Raw genomic sequence first — 14,147 nt, 5'->3', positions numbered from 1 at the left:
ATGACCGCCGAGCGTTTCCTGCACTCCATCGATGGTATCAGCACTTTCGCCGGCAAGGCTGCGGCCTGGCTCATTCTGGGGTTGATGGGTCTCGTCTGCGCCGAAGTGTTCAAGCGTTATATGCTGAACATGCCGACGGCATGGATCTTCGACGCCTCCAACATGCTCTACGGCACACTGTTCATGCTGTGCGGCGCCTATACGCTGGCGCAGAACGGGCATGTCCGCGGCGACTTTCTCTATTCATCGATGAAGCCCCGCACGCAGGCTTCGCTCGATCTCGTACTCTACATCGTATTTTTTCTGCCGGGGATAGCCGCACTCGTTTATGCGGGCTGGGATTACGCGGCCGACAGCTGGCGCATCCGTGAACATTCCAACGTCACCGCCGATGGTCCGCCAGTCTACCATTTCAAGGCGATGATCCCTCTCGCCGGGGCACTATTGCTGCTGCAGGGCTGTGCGGAGATTGCGCGCGCGGCGATCTGTCTCAGAACCGGCGTGTGGCCGCGCCGCCTCAAGGATGTCTCCGAGATCGATGTGGTCGAGGAGCAATTGGCGCTGTCCGAACATGTCGACGAGGAAACCCGCCGCAATGCCATCGCGCATGCGCAGGACATCGAGGAAAGCGCGCGCCAGCGCGGCATGGGAGAGATGCACAAGTGAGCGACCCCGCCCTCGGCTTGTTGATGCTCGGTCTCATCGTCGTCGTGATCATGCTGGGCTTCCCAACAGCGTTCACGCTGATGGGTCTCGGCATGTTCTTCGGCTTCGTGGCTTATTATCGAGCCGGAGAAGCCTGGACCGACAATCACATCTTCGACCTGATGGTCCAGCGCACTTATGGGGCCATGACCAATGACGTTCTGATCTCCATCCCCCTCTTCGTACTGATGGGATATGTGATGGAGCGCGGCGCGCTGGTCGACAAGATGTTCTATTCGATCCAGCTCGCCTTCCGTCGCGTGCCTGCCTCGCTCGCCGTAGCGACACTGATCGTCTGCACCTTCTGGGGCATCGCGTCCGGCCTTGTCGGCGCCGTGGTGGTGCTGATGGGCGTGATTGCCTTCAATCCGATGCTGAAGGCCGGCTACGACGTGAAGCTCGCCTCGGGCGTGATCACGGCCGGCGGCACCCTCGGCATCCTGATTCCGCCTTCGGTGATGATCATCGTCTATGCGGCCGTCGCCGGGCAATCGGTGGTGAAGCTCTATGCGGCCGCGATGTTTCCGGGATTCTTCCTCGCATTCCTCTATCTCGTCTACGTCATCGGCTGGGCGCTGCTCAATCCGAAGATCGCGCCAAAGCTCGCCGAGAGCGAGACGCGCGTGCCGGTGCGCCCGTGGATTGGGCAATTGCAGCAGGCCTATTCACACCGGATGCTACCGGCCCTGCTGACTGCGGCCGTGGCTCCGTCCCGCGCCATGTCGTTGACCATGGACGGCGCCCGGATCGGTTACGGGACAATCCTGAAAAATCTCGGCTTTGCGTTGGTTCCGCTGATCCTTGCACTGTCTACGCTGTGGGCGGCATGGTGGTATGTAGTCATCCACCCGCAACCCGATACGCCCGCCCCCGCCGCCATCACCGAGCGCGTACAGACCGGTGATGCAAGCAAGCAAGATCCGGCCGAGGAAAAACTCGAAGAACTCGGCGCTGCGCAATCCGGCTCCGCACAGGAAAGCGAGCCGGAAACGCTGCAGCAGATGGGAAATGCCGAGCTGCAGACGAGCAACTCGCCCGCCTATGTCGGGCCGGCACCCGAGTTCTACACCTACTTCGCTTTCATCGTGGCGATCATCGCGCTACTGCTGTTCTATTACTATTGGACCATGGGCGCCGAGCAATTCGAGGTGCTGCGGCTGCTGACGTCCTCGGTGATGCCGCTGGGAATCCTCACCGCGGTCGTGCTCGTGGTGATCTTGCTTGGCATTACCACGGCGACAGAGTCCGCAGCGGTCGGTGCGGCTGGCGCATTCCTGCTCGCCTTCCAGGCACGCACGCTGGACTGGAAGCGCACCAAGGAGGCAGTCTTCCTGACGGCCAAGACCACTTCCATGGTGTGCTGGCTGTTCGTCGGATCGGCGCTGTTTTCTGCCGTGTTCGCCATTCTTGGCGGCCAGGCGCTGCTGGAAAGCTGGGTGCTGTCGTTGAATCTCACCCCGCTACAGTTCATGATCCTGTCCCAGGCGATCATCTTCATTCTCGGCTGGCCGCTGGAATGGACCGAGATCATCGTGATCTTCGTGCCGATCTTTTTGCCCATGCTCAAACATTTCGGCATCGACCCAATCCTGTGGGGCGTGCTGGTCTTCGTGAACCTGCAGGCCGCGTTCCTGTCGCCGCCGGTCGCCATGTCCGCCTTCTATCTCAAGGGCGTGGCGCCGAAACATGTGACGCTGAACCAGATCTTCGGCGGCATGATGCCTTATATGGCGATCGTCATCATCTGCATGGTGCTGATGTATCTGTGGCCCGGCCTGACCCTCTGGTTGCCGAATTACCTCTACGGGAACTGACGCCTCCCCGGTCATTGCTCCGGCCGTGCGACGACCCGCTCCCTCATAGAGAGACGACGAGCGGCTGCCTCTTTCCAGCTCGATTTATATGATGTACATCATTCAATTAAGAATGAGACCCATCATATGACCGATCAGATCATCGACGCCCAAGCAGATGCACCAGCACGAGAGTCATCCTCCACCGGCGGACAGATCGCCGTGTTGGCAGCCCTCGCCTCGGTCGGCACGCTCGCCACCAACATCCTGCTGCCGTCGCTGCCGCAGATGGCCGTCGCGCTGCAGGTGACGACGCCGGCGGTCACCGCCTCGATCACGATCTTCCTGGCGGTCTTCGCGCTCGGGCAACTCGTTGTCGGGCCGATCTCGGATCGTTACGGCCGCCGCAGCCCCGTCCTCGCCGGCTTTGCAATCTTTATCGCGGGAAGCATCTGGTGCGGGCTGTCCACCGACCTAACCTCTCTGCTGATCGGCCGTGCCATTCAGGCAGTGGGCGCCTGCTCGACCTCTGTTCTGTCCCGTGCAATCGCGCGCGACCTGTTCAGCGGCGCGGCCCTGGCACGGGTGCTGACGCTGGTCATGATCGCCCAGGCAGCAGCACCCGGGTTCTCGCCTTTACTCGGTGGCGGCCTGGACCACTTTTTCGGCTGGCGGTCGGAATTCGTCTTTGTCGGCGCCTTCGCGCTGCTTTCCGCCATCGCTTTCACCGCTGTGCTCGGCGAAACGCACAATGCAACCCGTATTCCCCTTAATCCGATCGCTGTCGGCATGACCTATGGCAAGCTCTCGGTCAACCGGCATTTCCTGGTTCCGGCCGCGACGGTCGGCCTGATCATGGGCGGCCTATTCTCGATGTTCTCCGCTGCGCCGCGCATCCTGATCGAGGGCTACGGCTTCACCCCGATCGCGCTCGGGCTGTTCTTCGCGGGCACAGTGATGGTCGTGTTTGGATCGGGTATGCTGGCAGCGCGTCTGGCGCCGCGCTTCGGGCTGGAACGTGCGATCCGCTATGGACTGCTGATCGCCTGTCTTGGGGGTATCGCCATTCTCACCTCCGCCTATGTCCATGCCAATGTCGCGACCTTCATCGCGGCAACCTGCGTGTTCCTGCTCGGCATGGGCGTGGTCAATCCGCTCGGCACCGCACAGGCGCTGTCGCCATTCGGCACCCATGCGGGTGCAGCCTCGGCTCTGCTCGGCTTCTGGCAGATGACCGGCGCGGCAATCGGGGTGTTTCTTGTCGCAACCATCGTGCCGGACGCCTTGCTGGCGCTCGGCATCGTTCTGACGGGTGGATGTCTGCTCGCGATCCTGCTCTATGCGATGCGCGGAAAAGCGATGACGGCGTAACGTTTGCAGGATGTGTGGAACACAGGCGCAAAGCGCCGCAGCGAAACCCGCCAGCGGAATCTGCCGCAATGTTTGAAGACGGGCTTCGCTCCGCTCGACCCATCCAGCAATCCCGCTAATGCGCGAGATAACGCTCGTAGCCGCCGCGCATGATCTCGTCGCTGTCGATCTCCGGATCGAGCGTATAGAGATCCTGCGCGCGGCCAATGCCGCGCAAGGCGTAGCGGCCGGTGGACACCAGATATTTGCGGCCGACGCTATCCAACCCCGTCTGAAACGCTGACGACGTCAGCAACGGTCGATCGACCGAAGAGCACATGGACGCGATCCGGCTCACCTCGTTCACCGCCGGTCCCACCACAGTGAAATCGAGCCGCTCGTCACTGCCGATATTGCCATAGAACACCTCGCCTTCGTGCAAGCCGACATAGGCCGTCGTAACCGGCCGCTCCGCAGCCCGGCGCTTGGCATTGAGGGCGGCGATGTTCTTGCGGAACTGGTGTTCCGCACGCAGCGCATTGCGCTTGGCCTGTCCCATATCATCCGCTGTGAACATGGCGAGCAAGCCGTCGCCGATCAGCTTCAGCACATCGCCACCGGCTTCGTGGATCGCGTCAATGGACGCCTCGGCATAGTCGTTCAAGAAAGGAATGATCTCGTCAGGACCGATGGCCTCGCCAATCCCCGTCGAGTTGCGCAGGTCGGAAAACCACAGGACGGCCTTGATGCGTTCGGTCACGCCACGCGATATCCTGCCCCGCAGCACCTGCTCGGCAGCGTCGCGGCCGAGATAGACACGACCGAGCGTCCGGGCGATCTCCATCTGTGCCACGGCTTTGAGCGCCAGGCCGAGCAAAGGGACGAGCTCGCGCAGCGCTGCCATCTGATCCTCATCGAAACCGGCTTCACGGCGGGTCGTCCAGTGCGAATAGACGCAATCCATGTTTCCCATGGAGCCCTGTTCGCCGAATCTATGGACGAAGACAGCGCCATGCCGGTGCCCGTTGTCGCGCAGGGTCTGGATCATATTGAACCGTTCGGCGATGGTCGGGTCGAACAGATCGAGACGCATCTCGTCGTACCCTTCTTCCAACATGTGGAAGAACACCGAGCGACGCCAGGCTTCCGCAGCCTCACCGGTCGCCGTCGAACCATATTCGAACATCTCGCTTTCATTGGTCGGCCTGTCGCTCCAGCGAAAGCCGCGGCCCTCGAACAGAGGATGCAGCGTGTCGAGAAATACCTGCCCGCGCGACAGCTCGATCCCCAAGGCAAGGCAGCGTTCGCAGAAGCCGCGGATCAGTTCGCTTTCAGGCGAGCCGGTAAGACCCTGGCCGGTGAGCCAGTTCATCAGTTCGATGCGGGGGGCAGCGTCCATCAACATATTCCCGGAAATGCCGAACTTCATGGTGAGGAGGCGCAATTGCGCCGTCTCGAACCATGAGGTGCAGGGCTGTACCTTAAACCCATCCTTCGAGACGCGTGCAAGAGCGCGCTCCTCAGTGTCTGACTGGAAATGCAGTCAGTAGTTTGGCGCTGCTGGTCGCCCAGACGGAGCGCAACAGACTCTGTCCCTCATGGTGAGGAGGCGCGCAGCGCCGTCTCGAACCATGAGATGGCTTGGCTCGGCGCTCTTCGGCCATCCTTCGAGACGCCGCTACGCGGCTCCTCAGGATGAGGGGCGGAGAAGCGAGATACTGAGTTGAACGTTGCATTGTCCCTAGCAAAAGCAGTCGAAAAGCGCCCCAGATCGCTTTATGAGTCAGACTCTCAGGATGAGGTCGGAGGTGAAGGCGATCACGCCTGTGCCTCCGGCTCCTTTTGCACAATCACCACCGATCCCGGAAACAGGCGGCGGATCAGGATGTAGAAGATCGGTGTAAAGATGAGACCAAAGATCGTCACGCCGATCATCCCGAAGAACACGGCGACACCGACAGCCTGCCGCATTTCCGAGCCTGAACCCGACGAGATCACCAGCGGCAGCACGCCCAGGATGAAGGCGAATGACGTCATCAGGATCGGGCGGATACGCAGCCGGCAGGCTTCGATCACGGCCTCGAGCTGATCGCGGCCCTCCTGCTCGATGTCGCGGGCGAATTCGACGATCAGGATGGCGTTCTTCGCCGCAAGGCCGACCAGCACGACGAAACCGATCTGGGTGAGGATATTGATGTCCTGCCCCATGATACGCACGCCAATCGTCGCCGCAAACAGACACATCGGCACGATCAGAATGACCGCGAAAGGCAGCGACCAGCTGCCATATTGCGCGGCCAGCACGAGATAGACGAACAACACGCAGATCGGAAAGACATAAAGTCCGGCATTGCCGGCGGTGACCTGCTGATAGGACAGATCCGTCCATTCGAAGGAGAAGCCGCTCGGCAGCGTGTCATCCGCCAACTTCTTCATGGTGTTCAACGCGGTCGTCGAGCTGACACCGGGCAACGTATCCCCCTGAAGTTCGGCGGCAGGATAGAGATTGTAGCGCGGCACGCGATCCGGCCCAGCCATGTCCTTGAAGTTCACGACGCTGCCCAGCAGCACCATATTTCCGTCGGCATTCCGGGTCTGCAACCGCGCGAGATCGGACCGTTCCTTCCGGAACGGAAGATCCGCCTGCGCGGTGACATGATAGGTGCGGCCAAGAATGTTGAAGTCGTTGACATAGGCGGAGCCGAAATAGACCTGGATCGCGTCGTTGACATTGGTGATCGGCACATTCAGCATCTGCGCCTTCTGGCGATCGATATCGACAAAGACCTGCGGCGTGTTGGCGGTAAATGGCGAGAACACGGATGTCAGGCCGGGCGCTCGGCGTGCGGCATTGACCAGCTCGTCCGTCGCTTTTTCGAGCAGGTCGGGACCCCGGCCCTGATTGTCCAGAATACGCATGGCGAAACCGCCGCCGGTGCCGATACCGGATACCGCGGGCGGCGGCACCACGATCACCAGCGCACCTTCGATCGTTGCCAGCCGTTTGCGCAATTCGGCGGTGATTTGCGTTGCCGTGTGTCCTTGCTTGGCACGCTCCTCCGCATCGGCAAAAACGGGGAACAGTGCCGCAGCATTGGAGGCCTGCGTGCGCGTCGCGCCGTTGAAGCCGGCAAAAGACGGCACGCGAACGACTCCGGGCACATCAAGTGCGATGCGCTCAATCTCGCGCACCACTTCGGTCGTTCGCGCCAGCGACGACGCACCGGGCAGTTGCACGACAACGATGACATAACCGCGATCCTGCGCGGGAATGAAGCCCTGCGGCGTCGCATAAAGCAGCCAGCCGGCGGTGCCAATCAAGGCCGCATAGACGACCAGCATCAGCGCGAGGTGATGGATGACAAACCCGGCCGCAGTGCCATAGGCATGCGACAACCGGTCGAAGCCGCGATTGAAGACACCCGTGAACGCGTTCCAGCCGCGCGCCACCACATTCCAGCTCGCAGGCGGCTTCTTCTCATGATGCTGCTCGAGAATCATCGAGGCCAATGCCGGCGACAACGTCAGCGAACAGAAACAGGAGATCGCCGTGGCCACCGCGATGGTGACGGCAAATTGCTGGAAGAACTGCCCGGAAATGCCGCCGATAAAGGCCGTCGGCACGAACACCGCACACAGCACCAGCGCGATCGAGATCAGCGCGCCTCCGACCTCGGTCATGGTCAACAGCGCCGCCTCGCGCCGTGTCTTTCCCTCGGCCAGATGCCGCTCGACATTCTCGACCACCACGATGGCATCATCGACCACGATGCCAACCGCCAGCACGAGACCGAACAGAGTGAGATTGTTGATCGAGAAACCGAGCGCCGCCATGATGGCGAAAGTGCCGACCAGCGATACCGGGATCGCCATGATGGGGATGATCGCTGGCCGCCAGCCTTGTAGAAAAACGAGCACGACGATCACGACCAGCACCATCGCCTCATAGATCGTCTTGATCAGCTCATGCACCGACTGCGCGATGAATTCGGTCGGATTGTAGCCGATATTATATTCGAGCCCCTTGGGAAACTCGGTCTTGAGCTTCGCCATGGTCTTGGCGATCGCTTCTGCCGTGGATAACGCATTCGAACCCGGCCGTTGAGAGATCGCGAGCGCCACCGCCGGCTTCTTCAGCAGAAAACTGTTGGTCGTGTAGGACAGTGCGCCAAGCTCGATCCGCGCGACATCTTTCAGCCGCACGGTGCGGCCGTCGCTGCCAGCCTTGATGACGATGTTGCCGAATTCCGCCTGATCCTTGAGGCGACCGGTGAAGGTCAGGTTCGGCGAAAAGGCGCGATCGGAAATTGGCGGCTCCGCGATCTGACCGCCGGCGATCTGGATATTTTGAGCACGGATGGCGGCGATAACGTCGCCGGCCGTCATTCCGAGACTGGCGATCTTGTCTGGGTCCAGCCAAAGACGCATCGAGTAATCGCGCGCACCAAAAATCTGAATGTCGCCGACACCATCGAGACGCAGCAACTGGTCGCGCACATTGCGCAGCGCATAGTTGGAAATATAGAGCTGATCGTAGGTGTCGTCAGGCGACAGCATGAATACGACCATCATCAGGTCGGGTGAATTCTTGCGGGTGACGACGCCGTTGCGCTGGACTTCCTCGGGCAGACGCGGTTGCGCGATGGCGACGCGGTTCTGAACCAGCACCTGCGCCTTGTCGAGATCGGTACCGAGCTTGAAGGTGACGGTGATGTTGAGCTGGCCGTTCGAGGTCGCCTGGCTGTAGAGATACAGCATGTCCTCGACGCCGTTGATCTCCTGCTCGATCGGCGTCGCCACCGTCTCCGACACGGTCTGCGCGGAGGCGCCGGGATATTGCGTCGTGATTACGACGGTCGGCGGCGCCACCTCGGGATATTCGGACACCGGAAGCGTGGTATAGGCGATGGCGCCGACGATGATCAGCACGATGGACATGACCATCGCGAGGATCGGACGATTGACGGAAAGGCTGCCGAGATTCATGGCTTGGCGCCGCCTACGGCAGTTACGGACTTCACTTCACCCGCCTTTGGCGTCACCTTCGCACCGACACGGGCGCGCTGCAGGCCGTCGATGATGACGCGATCGTCCTGTTTGAGACCTTCGCGGATCACCCGCAGGCCATCATCGAGCGGGCCGAGCGTCACGGGCCTCGCCTCGACCGTATCGTCGGGCTTCACCACCATCACGATTTTTCGCGATTGATCGGTGGCGACTGCTGTGTCCGGGATCAGCAGCGCTTCATATTCGCCGCTGGCAATAACCCGCAGTCGTGCGAACTGGCCCGGCAGGATCGACAGGTCGTGATTGTCGACGACGGCGCGGCCCCGCAATGTGCCGGTGCCGATATCGAGCCGGTTGTCGAGGAAGTCCATCTTCCCCTCCTTCGTCGGCCTGGTATCGCCGGTCAGGGTGATCTGCACGGGATTGGGCGTATCGCGCGAGCTCGGTCGTTTGCCTTCGAACCACAGGCGGCTGTTGCGCTGATAGATGGACTCGTCCATGTCGAAATACAGATAGATCGGCGTCATCGACACGATCGTCGTAAGCAGCGTTGCACCGCTGTCGCTGCCGTTGACGAGATTGCCGATGCTGACGAGATGGCGGCTCACGCGGCCATCGATGGGCGCAACGACCTTGGTATATTCGAGATTGAGCTTTGCCAGCTTCAGGGCGCCTTCGGCAACAAGCACCGAGGCCTGCGCTGCGGCCAGCGCCTGGTTGCGCTGATCGACGATATTCTCGGAGATGGCCTGCGTCTTGATCAGCGTGGTGGCGCGTTCGAGCTCTTTCTGCGCGAGATCGACCTTCGCCCTGGCATCGTCCAGTTGGCCCTGGGCCTGCTCGGCCGCGGCTTCATACTGGCGCGGATCGATTTCGTAGAGGACATCGCCCGCCTTTACCACCGCGCCGTCTACGAAAGTCACCTTGGTGACGAAGCCAGTAACACGGGCACGGATCTGCACCTGATCGATGGCATCGAAGCGGCCGGTGAACTCGTCCCAGTCGGTGGTCATCTTCTTGAGCGGATTGGCGACCGTCACGGGCGGAGGTGGCGGTCCGGCCGCTTCCGGCTTCCGGTCGCAGCCGGCGAGCAGCACGGCAAGAGCGACGAAGGCGGCGGGAAAGATCGATCTGAAGCAAATCAAGACAAATGCCCCCAGCAAGCCGACTGACCGGAGGCAATCGTACATGAAAATTGCGATGCGTCGAAATTTTTGCAACCGCGCGGCGCAACCGGTTTGGAACGCTGCAGATGGGCGCTTACGCCGCAGTGCGCAATATGCTGCAAAAGCACGAAAGTTTGAGGGGAAATCCTCTCTTTGTCATCTCGCCTGCATGGCGCCCCGGCAGTGCCTGGCATTCCGGGCGCGCGGCATGGGCCCCCCATAGCGATGCCGCCGACGATCGCCTATATTTTCGGCTTCATCATCAGAAGGAACCACTGTGTTATCGCTCGAACTCGGGATCGTCGCGGTCCTGATCGTCCTCAATGGCCTGCTCGCAATGTCCGAGCTGGCGATCGTATCGTCCCGTCCTGCCCGCCTCGCAGGGCTTGTCGAAAAGGGCGTCACAGGTGCGCGCCGCGCCCTGGCGCTGGCATCCGACCCCGGCAAGTTTCTCTCCACCGTGCAGATCGGCATCACGCTGATCGGCGTGCTGTCGGGTGCCTTCTCCGGCGCGACGCTCGGTCAGCGACTGTCGAGTGAGCTGCTCGATCTCGGCCTGTCGAAGGGCCTTGCCGACACGCTCGGCGTCGGTCTTGTCGTCACCACCATCACCTATGCCTCCTTGATCATCGGCGAGCTGGTGCCCAAGCAGATCGCCTTGCGCGATCCGGAAACCGTGGCTGTGCGCGTCGCGCCGGCGATGGTGATGCTCGCAAAGATCTCGCTCCCGCTGGTGTGGCTGCTGGATCGTTCAGGCAAGGCAATCCTGTTCGTGCTCGGCCAGCGCGGCGGTGCCGAGGACAAGATCAGCGAAGCCGAGATTCATACGCTGGTGACCGAAGCGGAAACAGCGGGCGTGCTCGAACCGGGCGAGAAGGAAATGATCGCTGGCGTGATGCGGCTCGGCGACCTGCCCGTCGGCGCCGTGATGACGCCACGCCATGAAGTGGCGATGATCGATCTCGCGGATTCCATCGAAGACATTCACGCCGAGATCGTCGGCTCCTCGCATTCCCGCTTTGCGGTGTTCGACGGCAATCTGGATTCCGCCATCGGCATCATCCAGGCCAAGGACCTGCTTGGCGCCTATCTTGCGGGTCACACCCCGGACTTCCGCGCGCTGGTGCGCGAGGCGCCTGTTATCCCCGATACGCTGGATGCACGCGATGTCGTGCGGATTCTGCGAGAGTCGGCTGTGCATATGGGTCTCGTCCACGACGAATACGGCACCTTCCAGGGCGTCGTGACGTCGGCGGATATCCTCGAAGCGATCGTCGGCGCCTTCCACACCGAAGAAGGTCCGGCCGAGCTCGCCTTTCACAAGCGCGATGATGGCTCCTATCTGATCTCAGGCTGGATGCCGGCGCTGGAATTCATGTCGCTGCTCGGGATCGAGTCACCGCAGGGCTCGCGACCGTATCAGACCTTTGCGGGTTTCCTGCTCTACGAGTTCGGCCGTATTCCCGATGTCGGCGACACCATCATCTCGCATGGCTGGACGTTCGAAGTGATGGATCTCGACGGCCGGCGCATCGACAAGGTGCTGGCAACGCCAATGGTCGAGGAAGAGACGGGCTAGTCTCCGCCCCCTCATGGTGAGGAGCGCGCTTTTGCGCGCGTCTCAAACCATGAGATGGCCTGACTCGGAGTGCGCGACCATCCTCCGAGTCAGGCGAGGTCATGGTTCGAGACGGCGCTGCGCGCCTCCTCACCACAGCCTGAACGCAACTGCGTTCAGGCGGGAGGGACAGAGTCGATTGTGCTCCGTCTGGGCGACCAGCAGCGCCAAACGACAGACCGCATTTCCAGTCAGGCTCTCAGGATGAGGAGGCGCGTTTGCGGCACAAGCCAACCAATTACTCGATCGGCTTGTTGAACTTGTTGGACGACGGCAAACCCGTTGCCTGCCGGCCCGCATCAGCGCGGTTGCCGCGCCAATCCGACAGCTCCTTCCAGGTCATCGAGCGTTCGCGGCCCGACGAGTCGCGCCATGTCAGACCCGCCTTGGCGTTGAACACGGCAACGTCCGAGAGCGCGGCACTGGTGTATTTCTGCAGCCGCACACCTTTGCCCTTCGACATTTCCGGCACTTCGCTGAGCGGGAAGATCACCATCTTGTGGTTGGTGCCGATGACGGCGACCTGATCGGCGCCCTCTTCCACCAGCGTCAGGGCGCGTGCCTCGTTCGGCATGTCGACATTGATGATCTGCTTGCCCTTACGCGTCGCGCTGACGCAATCGTCCTCACCGACCACAAAGCCCTGGCCGTCATGGCTGGCGATCAGGAACTTGCGGCCTCCCTTGTGCACGAACACCGAAACGATAGCAGCATCGCCTTCCATGTCGATGAACAGGCGGATCGGCTCGCCATGACCGCGGCCACCGGGCAGCTTCGCCACATCGAGCGTGTAAAAGCGCCCATTGGTGGCGAGCAGCATCAGCTTCGAGGTAGTCTCGGCGAAGAAGGACTGGCCGAGCTTGTCGTCCTGCTTGAAGGTCAGGTTCGACAGATCCGCCACCTGCCCCTTGAGCGTCCGCACCCAGCCCTTTTCGGAGATCACGACCGTGACGGGCTCGCGCTCGACCAGCGACTCCTCGAGCGCGGCGAGATCGTGCTCCGGCGCATCTGCAAACACTGTGCGGCGCTTGCCGAGCGGTGTCTTCGGGCCGAACATGTCGCGCACCTTGCGCACCTGCTCGCCGACCTTGCTCCACTGCACGGCTTCCGAACCGAGGATCTCGTTGATCCCCTTCAGCTCGGCGCGCAGTTCCTTGTCTTCCTTCTTGATCTCGAACTCTTCGAGCTTGCGCAACGAGCGCAGGCGCATGTTCAGGATCGACTCCGCCTGTAGCTCGGTGAGGCTGAAGGTCTTCATCAACACCGGCTTCGGCTCATCCTCGGTACGGATGATGCGGATGACCTCGTCGATGTTGAGATAGGCGATCAGGTAGCCGCCGAGTACTTCGAGGCGATGCTCGATCTGGCCCTTGCGATGTTGCGAACGGCGCAACAGCACTTCGCGCAGATGATCGAGCCATTCGCGCAGGCATTCGGCGAGGCCGAGTACCTTTGGAATACGGCCCTTCACCAATACGTTCAGGTTGAGCGGAATCTTGCTTTCGAGCTCGGTAAGCTTGAACAGCGACTCCATGACGAGGCCGGCATCGACATTGCGCGTCTTCGGCTCGATGACGACGCGGATGTCCTCTGCTGATTCGTCGCGGATGTCGCCGACCAGCGGCAGCTTCTTGTCGTTGAGCAGTTCGGCGATCTTCTCGATCAGGCGCGACTTCTGCACCAGCCAGGGGATTTCCGTCACCACGATGGTCCAGGCGCCACGGGCCCCCTCTTCCACCGACCACTTCGCGCGGGTGCGGAACGAGCCACGGCCGGTCGTATAGGCCTCGGCGATTGCTTCCTTGCTGTCGATGATGATGCCGCCGGTGGGAAAATCCGGTCCCTTCACGAAACGAAGCAGCGACTTCGACTTGGCGTCCGGCTTCTCGATCAAATGCAGCGCGGCATCGCAGAGTTCGGCAGCGTTGTGCGGTGGAATCGCGGTGGCCATGCCGACGGCGATGCCCTGCGCGCCGTTGGCGAGCAGGTTCGGGAAGCCACCCGGCATGACCGAGGGCTCCTTCGACTGGCCGTCATAGTTCGGACGAAACTCGACCGCGTCCTCGTCGATGCCCTCGAGCAAGAGCCGCGCGACATCGGTCATGCGGGCTTCGGTGTAACGATAGGCGGCGGGATTATCGCCGTCGATATTGCCGAAATTGCCCTGGCCATCGACCAGCGGGTAACGCGAGGAGAAATCCTGCGCGAGGCGGACCATGGCGTCATAGATCGCTTGGTCGCCATGCGGATGGAACGAGCCCATCACGTCGCCGACGATTTTGGCGGATTTCTTGAATGGCGTGCCGGGGTCGAGCCTAAGCAGGCGCATGCCATAGAGGATGCGGCGATGAACCGGCTTCAGGCCGTCCCGCGCATCGGGCAGCGCGCGATGCATGATGGTGGAGAGCGCATAAGCGAGATAGCGCTCCTCGAGCGCATCGCGCAATTGCACCAGTTGAGGCTCGGACGGCTCAGGCGGAATCAGTCTTTTTCCCATGGCGGGGCATT

Annotated in this window: 8 protein-coding genes; 4 read left to right on the top strand and 4 right to left on the bottom strand. The window is 61.6% G+C overall.

All coding sequences use genetic code 11. The features are described from left to right. From E0H22_RS11730 to E0H22_RS11720, 3 genes are all read left to right on the top strand, one after another. Window positions 1–666, top strand: coding sequence for a TRAP transporter small permease subunit (locus E0H22_RS11730; protein ID WP_233025808.1), 666 nt, complete (start codon window positions 1–3; stop codon window positions 664–666). Beyond that, a complete protein-coding gene (locus tag E0H22_RS11725; RefSeq protein WP_233025807.1) occupies window positions 663–2,519 on the top strand; it encodes a TRAP transporter large permease in 1,857 nt (618 codons plus the stop codon). The genes E0H22_RS11730 and E0H22_RS11725 overlap by 4 nt, the downstream gene beginning before the upstream one ends. A 126-nt stretch (window positions 2,520–2,645) precedes the next feature. After that, complete coding sequence (locus E0H22_RS11720; RefSeq protein ID WP_233025806.1) at window positions 2,646–3,869, top strand: multidrug effflux MFS transporter; 1,224 nt, start codon at window positions 2,646–2,648, stop codon at window positions 3,867–3,869. Window positions 3,870–3,984: 115 nt separating this feature from the next. Here E0H22_RS11720 and E0H22_RS11715 read toward each other — a convergent pair whose 3' ends face one another. The 3 genes from E0H22_RS11715 to E0H22_RS11705 form a co-directional block, all read right to left on the bottom strand. Further along, the gene (locus E0H22_RS11715) at window positions 3,985–5,247 is read right to left on the bottom strand and encodes an adenylate/guanylate cyclase domain-containing protein (RefSeq protein WP_233025805.1); all 1,263 of its coding nucleotides are present in this window, start codon (window positions 5,245–5,247) and stop codon (window positions 3,985–3,987) included. Between the two features lie 419 nt (window positions 5,248–5,666). After that, window positions 5,667–8,834: an efflux RND transporter permease subunit gene (locus E0H22_RS11710; protein WP_233025804.1), complete on the bottom strand. Its 3,168-nt coding sequence runs from the start codon at window positions 8,832–8,834 to the stop codon at window positions 5,667–5,669. Next, on the bottom strand, window positions 8,831–10,000 hold the full coding sequence (locus E0H22_RS11705) for an efflux RND transporter periplasmic adaptor subunit (RefSeq protein WP_430715248.1): 1,170 nt from the start codon (window positions 9,998–10,000) through the stop codon (window positions 8,831–8,833). Before E0H22_RS11705 ends, E0H22_RS11710 begins: the two co-directional genes overlap by 4 nt. Window positions 10,001–10,298: 298 nt before the next feature. Here E0H22_RS11705 and E0H22_RS11700 point away from each other — a divergent pair, with 298 nt between their 5' ends. Then, complete coding sequence (locus tag E0H22_RS11700) at window positions 10,299–11,600, top strand: hemolysin family protein (RefSeq protein WP_233025803.1); 1,302 nt, start codon at window positions 10,299–10,301, stop codon at window positions 11,598–11,600. A gap of 277 nt (window positions 11,601–11,877) precedes the next feature. Here the strand turns inward: E0H22_RS11700 and parC are convergent, their stop codons facing one another. Continuing rightward, the gene (gene parC, locus E0H22_RS11695; RefSeq protein WP_233025802.1) at window positions 11,878–14,136 is read right to left on the bottom strand and encodes a DNA topoisomerase IV subunit A; all 2,259 of its coding nucleotides are present in this window, start codon (window positions 14,134–14,136) and stop codon (window positions 11,878–11,880) included. Window positions 14,137–14,147 lie beyond the last annotated feature (11 nt).

Source organism: Rhodopseudomonas boonkerdii (genome assembly GCF_021184025.1).
Classification (GTDB): Bacteria; Pseudomonadota; Alphaproteobacteria; order Rhizobiales; family Xanthobacteraceae; genus Tardiphaga; species Tardiphaga boonkerdii.
The sequence above is the reverse complement of the archived record's forward strand: the minus strand, read 5'-3'. Positions and strand labels throughout refer to the sequence as shown.